Origin of the sequence: Microbulbifer litoralis, from assembly GCF_023634065.1 — a bacterium.
In the GTDB taxonomy this organism is placed as follows: domain Bacteria; phylum Pseudomonadota; class Gammaproteobacteria; order Pseudomonadales; family Cellvibrionaceae; genus Microbulbifer; species Microbulbifer litoralis.
The window spans coordinates 392044-408623 of the sequence record NZ_JALKCV010000002.1 but is presented as its reverse complement, the minus strand read 5'-3'; the positions used below and the strand labels follow the sequence as shown (position 1 = coordinate 408623).

General features: G+C 64.1%; 11 protein-coding genes. 3 read left to right on the top strand and 8 right to left on the bottom strand.

Annotated elements, in window-relative coordinates:
* Nucleotides 1–60 precede the first annotated feature (60 nt).
* Nucleotides 61–2115 (bottom strand): hybrid sensor histidine kinase/response regulator, encoded by a 2055-nt coding sequence (locus MWN76_RS05125; protein ID WP_250459876.1) that lies wholly within the window; start codon nt 2113–2115, stop codon nt 61–63.
* A gap of 522 nt (nt 2116–2637) precedes the next feature.
* On the opposite strand from MWN76_RS05125, the gene MWN76_RS05120 reads away from it, so the two are divergent.
* Nucleotides 2638–3801 (top strand): acyl-CoA desaturase, encoded by a 1164-nt coding sequence (locus MWN76_RS05120; RefSeq protein WP_250459875.1) that lies wholly within the window; start codon nt 2638–2640, stop codon nt 3799–3801.
* A 368-nt stretch (nt 3802–4169) separates the two neighbouring features.
* On the opposite strand, the gene MWN76_RS05115 is transcribed toward MWN76_RS05120, so the two are convergent.
* From MWN76_RS05115 to MWN76_RS05085, 7 genes are all read right to left on the bottom strand, one after another.
* Nucleotides 4170–6251 carry a TonB-dependent receptor gene (locus MWN76_RS05115; protein ID WP_250459874.1) on the bottom strand — a complete coding sequence of 694 codons (2082 nt, stop codon included), beginning with the start codon at nt 6249–6251 and terminating at the stop codon, nt 4170–4172.
* A 102-nt stretch (nt 6252–6353) separates the two neighbouring features.
* A complete protein-coding gene (locus MWN76_RS05110; protein ID WP_250459872.1) occupies nt 6354–7367 on the bottom strand; it encodes an alpha-L-glutamate ligase-like protein in 1014 nt (337 codons plus the stop codon).
* The gene (locus MWN76_RS05105) at nt 7368–8900 is read right to left on the bottom strand and encodes an inactive transglutaminase family protein (RefSeq protein ID WP_250459870.1); all 1533 of its coding nucleotides are present in this window, start codon (nt 8898–8900) and stop codon (nt 7368–7370) included.
* 52 nt (nt 8901–8952) lie between these two features.
* The gene (locus tag MWN76_RS05100; protein WP_250459868.1) at nt 8953–9609 is read right to left on the bottom strand and encodes an ATP-dependent zinc protease family protein; all 657 of its coding nucleotides are present in this window, start codon (nt 9607–9609) and stop codon (nt 8953–8955) included.
* Between the two features lie 238 nt (nt 9610–9847).
* A complete protein-coding gene (locus MWN76_RS05095) occupies nt 9848–10171 on the bottom strand; it encodes a YqcC family protein (protein ID WP_250459866.1) in 324 nt (107 codons plus the stop codon).
* A gap of 135 nt (nt 10172–10306) precedes the next feature.
* Nucleotides 10307–12460 carry an ATP-dependent DNA helicase DinG gene (dinG, locus tag MWN76_RS05090; protein ID WP_250459864.1) on the bottom strand — a complete coding sequence of 718 codons (2154 nt, stop codon included), beginning with the start codon at nt 12458–12460 and terminating at the stop codon, nt 10307–10309.
* A gap of 96 nt (nt 12461–12556) precedes the next feature.
* A complete protein-coding gene (locus MWN76_RS05085) occupies nt 12557–13726 on the bottom strand; it encodes a 1-acyl-sn-glycerol-3-phosphate acyltransferase (RefSeq protein WP_250459862.1) in 1170 nt (389 codons plus the stop codon).
* A 307-nt stretch (nt 13727–14033) separates the two neighbouring features.
* Between MWN76_RS05085 and nhaC the strand changes: the two genes are divergently transcribed.
* Together nhaC and MWN76_RS05075 are read left to right on the top strand one after the other, a co-directional pair.
* The gene (nhaC, locus tag MWN76_RS05080) at nt 14034–15455 is read left to right on the top strand and encodes a Na+/H+ antiporter NhaC (RefSeq protein WP_250459860.1); all 1422 of its coding nucleotides are present in this window, start codon (nt 14034–14036) and stop codon (nt 15453–15455) included.
* Between the two features lie 61 nt (nt 15456–15516).
* Nucleotides 15517–16563, top strand: coding sequence for a DUF3549 family protein (locus MWN76_RS05075; protein WP_250459858.1), 1047 nt, complete (start codon nt 15517–15519; stop codon nt 16561–16563).
* Nucleotides 16564–16580 lie beyond the last annotated feature (17 nt).

Genomic DNA, 16580 nt, shown 5'->3' with positions numbered 1-16580 from the left:
GTTTATTTTGTTTTATCGAGGCCCATTGTAGACGACTTGAAACCGGTTGGCCGGGATACCTCAGTCGACTTCCTCTGTGGGAACCAGGCATTTCTCCACAACCTGACAAAGCTGTATAAGTTCGAACCCGGACGGCAGCGCCGCCTCGCATTCCTCCCCGCTGTATTCACCGATCGCGACGAAGTGGATCTCCGCCGTCTGCGGATCGCCGCACAGGATGGCCGCCATATCCGACGCCGACATTCCCGGCATCGACGCATTGAACAACACGATATCCGGCGACTGGGTACGCGCAGTGAAAATCGCTTCCACCGCGTCGGCCGCGGCCAACAGCTGCACCTGGGAAGCGCCGGCCAGCATGCTGTCGAGACGGTTGAAACCCGCCGGACTGCTGTCCACCAATAACAGGCGACAGGGCAGCAGGCGGATGTCCAACTGGGGTTGCGATTTCAGTTGCATCACCTCGAGCGGCGCGTCGATCAGTGGGAACTCGATCCAGAAGATGGAGCCCTGGTCCTCGTGGCTCTCGAAATCGATGCGCCCGCCCATGGCCTCCGTGAGCCGCTTGGCGATCGCCAGGCCCACACCGGTACCTTCTATCTGTCCCTCTTCGGCGCCGAGGCGGTTGAACGGCTCGAACACTTCCGCCTGCTTGTCCTCCGGAATCCCCTGGCCGGTATCCAGGATACTCAGCCGCAGCCAACCCTCTGTCTGCGGCGCAAAATTGATGACGACACGGCCGTTCTCGCAGTTGTACTTGACCGCGTTGCCCGCCAGGTTCAGCACCACCTGCTTGAAGCGCACCGGATCGGCGCAGATGTAGGCCGATTCCCAACCCAGCGGCTCGAAAATCAGGTTTACACGCCGGGTCTCCGCCAGCGGTTCCAGCAGCCGCTTGCAATCGGCCACCAGCGCCGCCGGCTGCATTGGCTCCATCGACGGCGCCAGGCGATGGCTGTCGATGCGCGCCAGCTCCAGCACGTCGCCCACCAGATGCAGCAGGTGCTGCCCGGCACGGCGGATCTCGGACAGGCGCTGGCGCTGGTCCGGGTTCAGGGACTGGTCCAGCTCCACCATCTGGCTGTAGCCGAGGATCGCATTCAGCGGCGTGCGCAGCTCGTGGCTGAGGCTGAACAGCAGGTCCGCGCGATTGGCGTTCTCCTGGCGCTGCTGTTGCAGCTCCCGTTCGGCCCGCGCCAGCGCCTCGCGGCTGCCGGTGATGTCCTGCAACACCCCCATGACCCGCACCGCCTCGCCGCCGCTGTTGCGCTGTACCTGCCCCCGGCAGCGGACCCAGACGATGCCGCCATCGCGGTGCCAGAGGCGGAACTCCACGTCCAGCGGCACCTGCTCGCGCACGTGGTCCTGGATCGCCTGCTGTGCGCGCGGGTAATCCTCCGGCAGCATGCGGTTTTTCCAGTGCGACAGCGCCGTGCGCGCATCGGTGTCCACCTGGCTGTGCTCGTAGCCGAGCATCGCCCAGCAGGCCCGGTCCAGCACTACCTCGTCGGCGCGCAGGTCCCATTCCCAGAGGCCGTCGCCGACACCGGCGAGCGCCTGCAGCGGCCGCTCGCCGGGCAGGTTGGAGAGATAGCGTACCGACAGGGCTTCGGTGTAATCGGCGCAGCCGCCAATCACCAGGGCCGGCACCCCGCTGTCATCAACATCGAAGGCGCGGGCCCAGAGCCGCATCCAGTAGATCTGGCCGGACGCGTCGTAGGCCCGGAAAGTGGTATCGATGGAGCCCCCCCGGGAAGCGATGCGCTGGCGCAGGGCGAACAGTTTGTCGCGCTCGTCGGAGTGCACCAGGGTCAGCTCATCGCCACTCCAGAGCCCGCTCAGAACCGCGTCCGGATCCTCCCCCAGGAGTGTCCAGACCGCCCCGCTGGCACGCTGGTGCCCACTCCGGGGGTGCCACTCCCAGAGGCCGCAGTCCGTATCCAGCAACAGATCCCGCAAATAGCCCAACTGCCGCTGCAACTGCGCCGGCTCCAACTGCTCGAGCTCTTCGGCAGACGCGGGCAATTGCAGCGGCATTTCGGCGCTATCGGGGAGGAGTGGCTGGGACACGCGGGTCACTTCATCGCTTTTCTGGTATTCCCACAAGTGAATCACTTCTGGGCGCCGCTGAAAAGACCGCCGCGTCAGCCGCTGTGGCAGGGGAAGCCGGTATCGGGAGGAGATAAAAAAAGGCCCCGCAAAGCGGGGCCTGAATCAGCGATGATGAGAGAAAACGGGAAGTCACGCAGTAATAACTTTTGCCATAACCCCGTGATGGATTCCCGGAGCGTGGACCTTTCGGCCCACACCCTGGTTATTGCAACCGCCATGCCAACTTTGCAAACCCCATGAAATCGCCCCTGTGGGGCCCTTCCCGCCAGCCGGCAGCCGGCGTTTGAACCAACAGGGCACGAAAAAACCCGCTTGTGCACCAAAATCAGGCAAAAAGTCATGAATGGGAGGATGGATGGTGGTGACCTCCTGTTGGGCATCAGTCCCAGTCTGTGCGCTTTGGGCGTGCCTTGCGCCGGGCGATCGGTTAGCATCTGCCATTCAGTGGGCACTAACCTGATGGGGGGAACCCGGTTCTGTTTCCCCGACCGCCCACCCGCTGTAGCGCACGAGAAAGGTTGTACTATGAATCCAGCTAAAGAGACTCGAGAGTGGGCCGACGCGCCGCGCATCTGGGTCACCACCGTCCTTTTTGCCAGCACTGCGCTGGCGGCCCTGATCCTGGTACCGCTGTACGGTGCCATGGTGGGCTACCACTGGTACCAGTGGCTGGCCTTTGCCGTCATCGGTGCCCTGTGCGGCCTCTCGATCACCGCCGGCTACCACCGCCTCTGGTCCCACCGCACCTACGAGGCGCACTGGTCCCTGCGCCTGCTGTTCGCGCTGTTCGGCGCCGCCGCGCTGCAGAACAGCGTCCTCATCTGGTGCTCCGGCCACCGCCGCCACCACCGCCATGTGGACGACAACCACCAGGATCCCTATTCCGCCAAACGCGGTTTCTGGTTCTCCCATATCGGCTGGATGCTGCGCGACTACCCCAGCGGCAAAGAGGATTTCAGTAACGCCAAGGACCTGCAGCGCGACAAGATCGTCATGTGGCAGCACAACCACTATGTGCCCATCACCCTGGCCATGAACCTGGGCCTGCCGCTGCTGCTGGGCCTGCTTACCGGCGATGTGATCGGCATGCTGCTGTTGGCGGGTGTGCTGCGTATCGTGGTCAACCACCACACCACTTTCTTTATCAATTCCCTGGCGCATATCTGGGGCCGCCGGCCCTACACCGACGAAAACACCGCGCGGGACAACGACCTGCTGGCGTTCTTCACCTTCGGCGAGGGCTACCACAACTACCACCACATCTTCCAGACCGACTACCGCAACGGTATCCGCTGGTACCAGTGGGACCCGACCAAGTGGCTGATCAGGACCGCCAGCTGGCTGGGCCTGGCACGCAACCTGAAAACCGTGCCGGCCATGCGCATCCAGCGCGCCATGCTCGCCATGCAGTTCAAGCGCGCCGAACAGAAGTTGCAGGAATCAAATCACAGGGAGAGCTGGCGCCAGTTGCTGGAAAAGGAAGCGCAGGAATTTTCCGCAGCGCTGTCCGAATGGAAGGAACTCCAGTCCCGCCGCTACGAAAACGCGCGCGAGCGCCTGCTGGCCAAATGGGAAAGCGCGGCTATTCGCACACGGGTAAAAGAGCTGGAATACAGCCTGAAGATGCAGCGCAAGCGCCTGCAGATCATGATGGAGCAGTTCCACCTCTGCCCGGCTACTGCGGCCTGATCAATTCGACTTGATTCGATCGTCGGGGCGAACCTTTGGGTTCGCCCTTTTTATTTGTGGCACTTCAGGCCGGTGCTGGTAAGCGCATTTGGTGGCTCCCGGTATCAGGGCCTTCGCGTTGACTTCAATCTTCTTTTCGAACGGTCCAACTAGCCAATTAGAACTTCAATGTCGATGCGAAGGCGCTGATGCCGGTGGCTGTTTGCCAGACCTTATGAGACAGGGATGTCGATTAGAGCGTACAGGGATGTATTCACCGCGTGTCTGGCAAACAGCCACCGGTAGCAGCGCCGCCACTGAATCATCTAATGACACAAAATGGGAAAGGCCAAGGAAAAGCGGCGAACCCAAAGGTTCGCCCAGACGAATCACAGCACGAAGCTGATATCCGCAAATAAACTCCGCGGTTCACCGATAAAGTAGCGATCCCCACCACCCAGGCTCGAGTAATCCGCCCGCTCGGCGTAATCCACATCCGCCAGGTTATGCACCCGCAGGCCCACTTCCACCTTTTCCGAGAGCCGCTGGCGCAGGCGCAGGCTCAGCAGGTCGTGACCGGCGTAGCGGTGATCGTTTTCGATATCGGTGTAATAGGCGCCCATGCGCTGCCACTGCAATTCCGCCGCGGTGGCCTCACCCGGCGACCACTGCAGGTTCAGCGTGTGCATCTGTCGCGGCGCGGTATCGATATCATTGCCGCTGGTTTCGATCCATTCGGAGGCGCCCGGTGCGCTGACATCGTTGGTGTACAGGTGGCGGGCCAGAGTGCCGGCCAGGGCCAGGCGCCATCGATCGGCGAGCTGCCAGCCCAGGTCGTACTCCAGGCCGTAGTGGCGGGTTTCGCCATCGCTCAGGTTCAGGCGCTCCGACGACTGGAAAATCACATCGGCCTTTTCCATATAGAAAGCGGTCAGGCTGAAATGCACCTGCTCCACAGTACCGCGCAGCCCCAGCTCCAGGCTGTCGATGGATTCCGAATCCAGGTCGGCCCGCAGCTGGCCATTCTGCAGGCGGTAGAGTTCCGTCGCCTGGGGAGCCCGGAAACCGCGCGCCAATCGGGCAACTCCGGTAAGGCTGTCACCAAACCGGTGCAACAGGCTGGCATCGATTGAAAGATTGGTAAAATCGTCGCGACGATCCGCGGGGCGCGAGTAGCGGCAGCCCTCCGCACCGGTGTAACTGCTGATACAGACGGAACCGTCCTCCGCGGTGTCGCCGCTGATCATCCGGTTGTCGTAGTCATAGCGGAGATACTCGAAACGGGCACCGGCCGCCAGGCGGGTGGAATCCGACAGCCTCCAGTCCGCTTTGGAAAACGCCGCCGCCACCGCCGCAGCCACTTCGTAGTCGTACTGCTGACCCGCCGGAAACGAGGAAAAACCGCTTTCCTGGCTCTGCCTGAGCCAGCCCTCGGTCAACTCCAGGTCGACACCGCTGGTCAGCGACCACCCGTCCGGGTCGGAAAAAAAGTACGCACTCTTCACACCCACACCGCGCTGGCCGTTTTCCTCCAGTGGCGTGCCCGGCAGGAAGTGCATCAGGAACTGCATATCGGTGTAGCGTGCGTAGGGCGTCAACTGCCAGTGGCTGCCACCATCCGTCGCGCCCTCGATCCGGGTCTGGAGACGCGCCGAACGGCTGTCGCGGAAAGCTTCCGGGTTCGGGTTCTCCCGCTTGCGAGATGCAACCTTGTAGGCGTCTTTACCCGACACATAACCAGCGGTTTCCTGGTTCAGGTTACTCAGGTTCAGCAGGGTGCGCGCGCTCAGTCCGTCGCCGTCGAAATCGTGGCGCAGGGTCAGCTTCTGCTGGTCAAAGCCGGAATCGTCCTTGAAGCCGCCGTCGCTGGCGCCGTTGGCACTGAGGCGGTAGCCGTGCCGGCCGGCGCTGCGGCCGATACTGGTTCCGAAACGCAGGTAGTCGTTGGCGCCGGCCTCGAGCGACAGGCGATCGCCGCCCTCCCCCGGCGGCGCGCTGATCAGGTTGATCACACCGTGTTGCGCATCGGAGCCGTAGAGCACCGGCGCGGGCCCCCGCAGCACTTCGATGCGGCCCGCCTGTTCACTGTTGAGATCAAATAACTGGTTGACGTTGCAGAAACCGGTGCCGCGCACCGGCACGCCGTCTTCCGTGATCGCGAAGGCACCGCAGCTGCCGGCGCCAGTCAGCACCGGTGAACGGATGGCCGTCAGGTGTTCCTGGCCGTTGCCGCGGCTGATCCAGGTCCCCGGGACGCGCGCCAGCGCCTCGCTGATATGTACCGCGCGCGCCCGCTGCAATTCGGCGGCGGAAACGGAGGACAGGCTCTCCGCCAGAGAGCCTGGGGCCCGCCGGTCCCGCGAAGCGGTAACCGACAGGGTTTCCAGTTCCGCGGGGGGTTCGGCCACAGCCGCCACCGGCGCCAGGGCGAGCAACAGCCCGAGGCGGGCTTTCCTGCGAAATTGAGTCATGGGTAGCCCGGGTTATCTGGGGTTAGCAATCGAGAAAGTACCGGCAACAGAGGGTATGCATTTTGCCGACGGGTGCAAACCGCCGGAGCCGGCCTATGGGACTTATTCCTTGTCCAGGGTACGGGAGGCAGCGAACTCGCGCATGGAATAGGCCACCCGCTCCTCCACGTTTTTTTCCAGCTGCTCCAGGTCGAAGCGCTCGATATGCTGCAACCGGCTCGCCAGGCCGACGCCGTTGGCCACCTGGATCGCCAGGCCCGGGCGGGCATTGGCCTCCAGCAGCAGCGGGCCGCGCCGGCGGTCGAGCACGATGTCGCAGCCGAGATAGCCGAGGCCGGTCATCTCATAACAACTGGCCGCCAGCCGCACCAGGTCGCGCCAGCCCGGTACCTGCAGCTCGCCGAAAGGCATTTCCGTATCCGGATGCTGCTTGATGCGCAGCCCCCGCTGCACCGCGTGGCAGCTCCTGCCGGTAGCCAGGTCGATTCCCACACCCACGGCGCCCTGGTGCAGGTTGGCCTTGCCGTCGGAGTCGTGGGTGGAGCAGCGCAGCATCGCCATCACCGGAAAACCGCGAAAGACGATCACGCGGATATCCGGTACTCCCTCGAACGAGTAGTTGTCGAACACCGGATCGAAGTCCACCAGCGCCTCGACCATCACCCGGTCCGGTTTGCCACCCAGGCTATACAGGCCACTGGTGATGTTGCTGACGTGGCGCAGGATATCCTCGGCCGTCAGCTCCGCGCCGGAAGCTTTCTTGTACTTGTCGCCGTCGCGACCGACGATCACCAGGATCCCCTTGCCGCCGGAACCGCGCGCCGGCTTGATCACGAACTGCCACAGGGGCTCGATCAGTTTCAGGACCTGCGAGCGGCTGGGCTGGATCTCGAAGGCGGCGATCAATTCCGGGGTCGGGATGCCATAGCGCTTGGCGGCGCGCTTGGTATTGAGCTTGTCGTCGACGATCGGGTACTTGTCGCGGTCGTTGTAGCGCGCAATGTAATTGATATTGCGCGCATTCATCCCCAGCACACCCATGCGGTGCAGCGCCATCGGCGATACCAGGCCGCCGCGCAGCTTGGCCAGGAATTGTGGCAGGGAGAAAGCGCCCATCTATTTCACCAACTGCCGGAAGCGCATCAGTTCGGCCAGGCGGTAACCGGTGTAGTTACCGATCACCAGGATCAGGCCCAGCAGCACCAGCAGCAGCTCGGGGAAGTTGAAGGTCCAGTGCTCGACGTAGCGGTTGGTCATCACCCACCAGGCCAGCACCGCCACCAGCAGGCTGCCGCCCGCCTGCACCACCACTTCGTAGGGCCCATCCTCTTCCCAGACGATGGACATGCGCTCAATGGTCCAGGCCAGGATGATCATCGGGAAGAAAGTCACCGTCAGCGCCTGTTCGATACCCAGCTTGTAGCTGACCACGCTGATGGCCCCCATCAGTATCACCACCGTGACCACCACGGCGGCGATCCTCGACACCAGCAACAGATTGAGCCGGCTGAGATAGAAACGCACCCAAAGGCCCAGGATCAGGATCAATACGAAGATCGACAGGCCGGTAAAAAGCTGTGTCTCGATAAAGGCGACGGCCAGCAGCACCGGCATGAAGGTGCCGGAGGTGCGCAGGCCCACAAACACCCGCAACAACACCACCACCAGTGCGCCCACCGGCACCAGCAGGATCAGCTTGAAGATACTCTGCTGTTCGATCGGCAGGCTGTAGATAGAGAAATCCACCAGCGCTTCCTTTTCCTTGCTGGTGCTGAGCATGGAGACGTCGCGCGCCGGCACATCGTTGGAAATCACCGAGAAGGTCACCTGGGAATTGCGCCCGCCCTCGACGTCCAGCAGGCTCTTGCCGCCGCGCTGCCAGATAAAGAAATTTTTCGGCACACCGGGGGAACCGCTGTGGGGCTCGAACACCACCCAGCGCTTGCCGTCGTAGACTTCGAGCAGGTCCTCCGGATCCAGGCGCCGGCGGTCGTCCTCCAGGTAGAGACCGCGGATGCGGTGCGCGGGGACTTCCGCCGTGGCCAATACCAGCAGCGCCACATCCACCAGCGAGCGATCCTTGTAATAGCCGAAGATCAGGTTGCGGTCCTGGTTGCGCGGATCGCCCAGTGCGCTCAGCAGTTGGGTGGTAAAGGTCTCCACATCCGAGGAGCGCTCGCGCGCGGTTTCCACCAGGGAGTAGATCGCCTGGCGCACCGCCTCCTGTTCACGCGCGCCGAGGAAGGGTTTTTCCACCGCCGTGCTCAGGTCCAGCGGCTGCTCCAGTGGTGCGCCGGGAGTCTGGTGGACATCCAGCTGATAGAAAAGGGACTGGGGGCCGCTGGCGGAACGCCGCGACCAGACGGCCCGGTACTCATCGTTTTCACGAATGATATTGAAACCGTAGCCGGAGGAGCTGAAACTCTCGTTCAGCACTTCCATATTGCGCTGCTCGCGCGGCAGCGTCAGCGCCGCCTTGACCGGGCCGCCATCGGCGGTAAAGCCGACCTTGGCCTCGATGGTCCAGACGGTGCGATACTCTCCCGGCAGCAGCGGGAATCCCAGTTCGCGGTTTTTGTAGATGGTCAGCCCCGCGCCCATCAATGCGAGCAGCGCGGCCAGAAAATATACCTGAGCGCGTGGCGACATTCGCCAATCCCCATGCAGGGGCGCCGGGATCACCAGCGCCACTTTTAATCGATTATTTGCTTAGCGGTGGCCTGGGCTGGCCCTGGACATTGCGGCGACTCACGTCCACCACCGCGGCGTCCTTGAGAAAGTTGCGGCCCACCAGCAACGGCTGGTCGAGGCCGCTGCGATCGGTCAGGTTCACCTCGACCATATGGGTGACCTCGCCGACGGTAAGGCTCATGTCCACCACCGGGCGGCGCTGGCTCTCAAAGCCCGGGCGCGACACCCGCACATAGCGCTTCACCGGCAACTCGATGGTGACCGGGTCGCTGTTGGCTGCAGGCGGGGCGAGTTTGAAACGCACCCATTCCTTGCCATCGCGTTCGAAGGGTTTCAATTCCTTTGCGGCGAGGGAGGAAGTGGGAGCGCCGGTATCGATCAGCGAGTCGAGAATCAGGCCGCCCGGCTCAATGGAGACAGACTCCACCGAGCCCAGTACCAGCTTGTCTTTCGCGACCGGCACTTCGACCACCTTTTCGAATCTTCGTTCGATCACCCGCTCGACAACTTTGACCTCGGGCTCCTGGCAGACGACTTCGGCGGGCTCCGGGCACTGCTGGCCCTCGCCGGGCGTTGCCGGCGTCTCGGTAACCGGGGAGGGTGCGGTCGGTGCCCTGTCCCGGGAGACAAACGGCAGCGACTCGCAACCGGCCAGCAGGCTAGCCAACAACAACCATGAAATGGGAGAGATCCGCATTTTCCTGTTTACTACCTTAAGGCCTCTGGGGCCATCCCTGTGCGATAGGCTGTCCATGCTTGTTATATACCGGAGAGTCCTGCCCCCGTCTTGAACAAGGAGCCGATAGTACCGCATCCCCCCGGTAGCTGAACAGCGACTGGTCGGCAGGCCAGCGTTCTGCCCGCTCCGGACGTCGTACCCGAACCCGCGTCGCAGCGGACCGCTTTCAACCGCGCTGCAGGCGTGTATCAATCGCGCGCAACAGCTCGACCAGCGCGCCGGCACCACCGGTTTCCTTGAAAAACTCCTCGGCGATCGGCGCGATACCGCACTGGTGCGGCAGCGGCTGCTCCGCCCGGATCAACTGCCCCATGCGCGGGATAAAGATGAACTGCAGCCACTCCGGCAGCGTCAGGGTATCGACACAAAAGGGTTCGGTACTGGCCAGCGCTTCCGGCGGCGGGGGCTCCGAACGCCACAGGTCCAGGCGGCGCAGCTCCATTTCCAGTGACAGCAACTGATCGGCAATATCGTTGTAAATCGGTTTCATACGGTGTTGTAGGACAAAATGTGTTTTCTTTCGGCCAGCCGGTCGACAAGCGGGCGAATCGACCGCCGTTCTTGACACGACCTCCCCCGAACCGGCCCGCTTGGCGATATCCGCGTGCGGGGGACGGGGAAAGCGCTACTCGATATGGCGGCTGAACGGCGGCAGCGAATCGAGAATGGCACGGCCGTAGCGGCGGGTGACGACGCGGCGGTCCAGCAGCGTGATGGTGCCGGTATCGCCCTCGGTGCGCAGCAGGCGGCCACAGGCCTGTACCAATTTCAGTGCCGCATCCGGTACCGTGATCTGCATGAACGGGTTGCCGCCCTTCGCCTCGATCCACTCCGCCAGCGCCGCCTCGATCGGGTCGTCCGGCACCGCGAACGGCAGCTTGGCGATCACCACATGGCGACAGTAGTCCCCCGGCAAATCCACCCCCTCGGCGAAACTGGCGAGGCCGAACAGCACGCTTTGGCCACCGCCGTCGATCGTCTCGCGGTGGTTTTCAAGCAGTTGCTGGCGCGAGCGCTGGCCCTGCATCAGGACGCGATTGCGGAACACGCCCGGCAGCGCCTCGTAGACGGTTTCCATCTGCCGGCGCGATGCGAACAGCACCAGCGCCCCGCCCTTTTCGTCGAGCAGCCCCGGCAGCGCGTCGATCACCGCGTCGGTGTGGGCGTCGGCACTGCCGGCATCCACCGCGCCGGCCGGCACCTGCAGTTTTGCCCGGGAGAAGTCGAACGGGCTGGGTACCACCTGGTAGCTGGCGTTGTCCGGCGTGCCGGCGCGCATCTTCAGGCGATCGAACTTGCCCAGTGCCGTCAGCGTGGCCGAGGTCAACACGGCGCCATAGCAGCGCTGCCAGAGCCCGTATTCCAGTGTCTTGCCAGCCAGGATGGGCGAACTGCAGACTTCGAAATCCGTCGACCCACCCCAGTCCACCAGTGTCACCCAGCGCGCCTGCGGCAGCGCGCCCTCGGCGTCCGCTCGAGCATAGTTGGCCCACAGCTGCAGGTTGCCCTCTGCGCGACCGTACCAACTGCCCAATTGCGGATACCAGCGCTCCAGGTCCACCGCCGGCACCGGCGAGTGCGGATCCTCCAGCAGTTTCTGCGCCGCCTGCAGCATCTTGTTCAGCAGCGTCTCCAGTTCGTCGAAGTCCTCGCGCAGCTTCTCCGCCAGCTGCATCATGGCCTCCGGCACCACGCCGCCCTCGAAGCGGTGGCGGGCGCTGCCGCCCTGCCTGCCGTAGCCGCGCTCGTCCTCGAAGTTGCAGTGCTCCTCGATCAGCGGCCACATCTGCTCCAGCGCCTGTTTGGCGGAGGTCAGCACCGCCGGCAACTGCTCGCCGCTGCGGTCTATCTCACCTCCGTCGCCGATCTCGCCCAGCATCTGGCCGAGATTTTTCTGCATCTGGTCCAGCCAGCCGGTGGAGGCGCCGACGCGGCTGTGGTGGGAGAAGTGGTTCAGGGCCTTGTCCGGCAGGTGGTGGGCCTCGTCGAGCACATAGATGCTCTCCTCCGGCGGCGGCAGTATGGCGCCGCCACCGAGGGCCAGGTCCGCCAGCAGCAGGTCGTGGTTGGCGACGATGACTTCGGTCTTGCCGAGGTTTTCGCGCGCGCGGAAGAAGCTGCAGTTGGTCACGTGGGGGCAACGGCGGCCGCTGCACTGGCGGTGGTCGGTGGTGACGCGGCTCCAGTCCTCGACCTCGATGGTCTCGGGCCAGTTGTCGCGATCGCCGTCCCAGTCGCCGGCGGCCAGCTGGTCGGCCATATTGCGGTAGAGCTTCGCGTCGGCCTCGTCCACCTGCGGTGGCTCATCGCCGTAGAGGCCCAGCGAGAAGCCGCTACCACTGCTGCCGAGGCTGGACAGCAGCTGGTCCAGCTTGGACAGGCACAGATAGCGGCCGCGGCCCTTGGCCAGACTGAAGTCGAACTTCAGGCCACTGTGGCGCGCCACTTCCGGCAGGTCCTTGTTGATGATCTGTTCCTGCAGCGCCACGGTGGCGGTGGACACCACCAGCTTCTTGTCCTGGGCCCGGGCCAGTGGAATCGCGGCCAGCAGGTAGGCCACCGTCTTGCCGGTGCCGGTGCCGGCCTCGACCACACAGATATGCTCGCCGCTGCACTTGGCCGCGTCGCGCTCGCCACTGGCATCCTGGACGATACCGCCCAGGGTGCGCGCAATGGCCGCCACCATCAGCTTCTGCCCGTAGCGGGCCTTGAGGTCGCGGCCGGCAAGGAACTGGCTGTAGGCGGACTGGATGGCTTTTTTGTCTCGGTCTTGCAGCACGGAATGGTCAGCGGTTGGTGATGGTGGTTGGGGATTGAAGGCCGGCATTATCCACTAACCATCCGCGACTCACCAGCCACCATTAATAACCGCCGCTCACTCGTAGGCGAGCTTGGAAACCACCGGATTGGCGTAGGCATGGATCGCCTTTTCGCGCCAGCGCCCGTCGATGCGCGCCATGCGCTGTTCGAACTTCTCGCGGGTCTCGCGGTATTCGTCCGGGTGCCAGGGCCTGGCCGGGTAACCCACCTGCAGTGGTGGCGCCTCGCCGTAGAGCATCTGGTAGGCGATCAGGTTGGTGGGGTGCAGCACATAGTTGCCGATCACCTGGCGGTCGATTTCCTCGGCCAGGGCGCCGACATCGTTGAAGTCTCCCTCGATGGGTGTGCCGAAGGCGGCGTGGATATGGCCCTTGAAGCCGGTGATACCCTTGGCGATGGAACCCAGGTCCTCGTGCTTGCCCTTTCGGTACTCCTCCTTGTGCTCGGTGATGTACAGCTCCTTGGCCTTCTGCGCGTCGCAGGGGTCCCACTCGTAGGAGATCGACAGCGGCACGATATGCAGTTTGCGCCAGAAATCGGCGAAGGGCGCGCCCTTGTCCTTGGTCATCGCGAACATGGCCGCCAGCGCGGGATTGGTGCGGTCCAGGCCATCCTTGGCACGCCCGGAGCGCTGTGCAATCCACACGTGTTCATTCTCGTTGACCACCGAGTGGTAGATGTAATTGGACAGCTGGGTGGCGGCCGCCAGTTTTTCGCGGCGACTGCCGGCATCGCGCTTGACCACGAAGCTCTTGTTCAGCTTCATGATATCGGTGGCGAACGGCTTGGTGAGCAGGTTGTCGCCGATGGCGATACGGGCCGTCTCGTGCCCCTCCCGGAACATGGCCAGGATCGCCAGCGCCGGGTCCATGGCGATATCGCGGTGGTTGCCGACAAAAAGGCAGGCGCGATCCCGCGGCAGCGTATCCAGGCCGGAAATGCTCAGGCCGGAACTGGTGCGGTTGACCGCCAATTGCAGGTATTTGGCGATCACTTCCTGCACGCCGCGGATATCCCTGGCCCTGCGGAATTCGAAACGCACGAACAGGCGCACCAGCCAGGCGATGGGCCCCTCCAGCCTGGCCAGCTTGGGCACCAGCAGGTGGGCCGCGGCGTGTGACATCTCCGGGTCGGCGATCACACGGTCCAGCACCGCCCGCGCCTCGTCGTCGCGATAGGGGCGGATATCCTCGAACTGGGCCGAATCCAACTCACTTGCTCTCATGAAACTACCTGCCAACCGCGGACCGCGCGGGACCTCTCTTCTCAGTTATTCTGGACAAGGATCAACCCCGCGGACGCGCGCCTGCGGGCGGGCCCGGGAAGGCGGGCCGGCGCAGAACATACCGGAAGCGCCGGCCGCTGGCCAGCGGCTCCCGCGAAATTGGACTTCCCCGCCCTCTGCCGGGAGAATACACCGCTTGATTCCACAACAACGATAACGAACCCGGCCCGCCGCCGGGTATGCAGTAGACTTGGAGTTCACTTTGAGCCAGACCCGTTCCCGTCCCGAACCCCACAAGCCGAGTCTGTTGGACGCCCTCATCCCACTGGGGATACTGATCGCCCTGCTGTCCCTGTCCGTGTATTTCTACGGCGCCGATTCCTCCTACGGTCCCAACCAGATTGCCCTGTTGCTGTGCGCCGGCGTGGCCGCGCTGATGGGAATAAAAAACGGCCACAGCTGGAACGATATGGAAGGCGGCATGCTGCACGGCATCGGCCTGGTGTTCGGCGCCATCCTGATCCTGTTGGCGGTAGGCGCGCTGATCGGCAGCTGGATCCTGGCCGGCACGGTGCCATCGATGATCTACTACGGTGTGCAGATACTGTCGCCGCAGTGGTTCTACGCCGCCAGCTGCATCATCTGCGCCATCGTCGGCCTCAGCATCGGCTCCAGCTGGACCACCGCCGGCACCCTGGGCGTGGCGCTGATGGGCATTGCCGGCGCGCTGGGCCTGTCACCGGCCATTACCGCCGGCGCGGTCATCTCCGGCGCCTACTTCGGCGACAAGATGTCGCCGCTGTCCGATACCACCAACGTGGCCGCTGCGGTCACCTCCAACGACCTGTTCCTGCACATCCGCCATATGCTGTGGACCACCATGCCGGCCTTCGTGATCGCGCTGGTGGTCTTCTCGGTGATCGGCCTCACCGCCGATACCGGCAGCGCCTCGGCGGAGGATATCCAACTGCTGCTGGGCGCCCTGCAGGAAGAGTTCAATATCTCCATCGTCAGCCTGCTGCCGCTGGTATTGCTGCTGTTTATGGCCTGGCGCAAGATCCCGGCCTACCCAACGCTGATCATCGGCGCCCTGGTGGGCTGCCTGATCGGGCTGGTGTTTGAGCCGGATACCGCGCGCCGCCTGGGCGGCGGCGACGATTTCCTGGCGGCCATCAAGGGGGCCTGGTACAGCCTGTTCGACGGCTACAAGTCCACCTCCAGCAACGAGAATGTCGCCGCGCTGCTGTCCAAGGGCGGCATGAGCAGCATGCTCAATACCGTGTGGCTGATCATCTCGGCGATGGCCTTCGGCGGCGCCATGGAACGCGCCGGTTTCCTGCAGGTGATCGTCGACTGGACCCTGGCCCAGGTCAAAACCGTCGGCGGCCTGGTCACCACCACGGTACTGACCTGCTTCGGCATGAATGCCGCCGCCGGCGACCAGTACATGGCCATCATCATTCCCGGGCGCATGTTCCGCGAGGCCTTCGCCGACAAGGGCCTGCACGGGCTGAACCTGTCGCGCACGCTGGAGGACTCCGGCACCATCACCTCGGTGCTGATCCCCTGGAACACCTGCGGCGCCTACATGAGCGCGACCCTCGGCATCGCCACCTTCAGCTACGCGCCCTACGCGCTGTTTAACCTCATCTGCCCGCTGCTGGCCATCGCCTACGGATGGTTCCACTTCAAGCAGATGCCGCTGTCCGCGGCGGCAACTGCGCGATAAACCGACAGGCGCTGTCGCCAAGGCCCGATTCCCCGGATAGAACATTGAGATTTCCACCGCTATGACAGACAGCGCTACCCTCGGCGGCCTGATTACAGAGGCGCAGTTCAAGCTGCGCTGGTTCGACCTGGGCCGGCGCCTGCAGCCGGTCTCGCGCGCTGCCGCCGAGGCCTTCGAGGCCGGGCGCGCAGCCTGGCCATATCCCTACCTGCAGAGCGCCTGGGCCGGACTGCTGCTGTGGCCGGAGGAAGGCGGCGAGCCGGTGGTCTGGTTCCTGCGCCTGCCACTGGACGAACAGGGCAGGCTGCAACTGCCGGCGCGGGACGGCCTGCTGCGGCTGTTGTCACAGAAACTGGAGCGGGCGGAGCCGTCGGAATCCGCCGCGCAATTGCACGCGGCACTGGAGCAGAGCGGCCTGCAGTTCTCGCCGGCACCGGAGCGCCAGGCCTGCTTCCACGCCCGCGCCGCCCTGCAGTTGAAACGCCCCGCCAGTGCGCACCTCGACGCCGCACTGGCCTATTTCCACGACCCGCAACAGCACCGCTGGGACCAACTCGGGCTCCAGGGCATCGCGGATCTCGCCGCGCGCTGGGAATCGCAGAAAAACCTGCTGTCGAAGGGGATCGTCCAGGTTGCGCCGCCGGTCTTTATCGGCCTGTGCCAATGCCTGGAAAACGAGGCGATCGACCACCATCTGGCGGAAAAGGTAATCCACCGCGCCCGGGCGACCCTGGGCGGCGAAACGGTGGATTGCGCCATTGTCGCCGCGGCGGTGCGCGGTGTTTCGCACTCGCCGGCAGCGGGGTTGCGACGGGACTTCCTGCTGGAACTGCTGAACAACGTCGAGGCCCGCAGCAATACCGAAGTGATCGCGGCCATCGGCAGCCGATGCCCGCAGGACCTGGAACACGGCGAAATCGCCGCGCCCTGGCTGGCGGCACTGGCGGAACACCAGGGGCAGGAAACCTTCAACCTGCTGCTCGGCGACCTGATGTACCTGCCGCCGGTGCGCACAGCGCTGCTGGCAGCCCTGCGCGACCCAACGCGCCCGGAGGCACTGGCACGGGCATTCGGCAACTTCCTGCACGGCCCGGGCACCATTCACTGACGACTTTCGTCGACCAG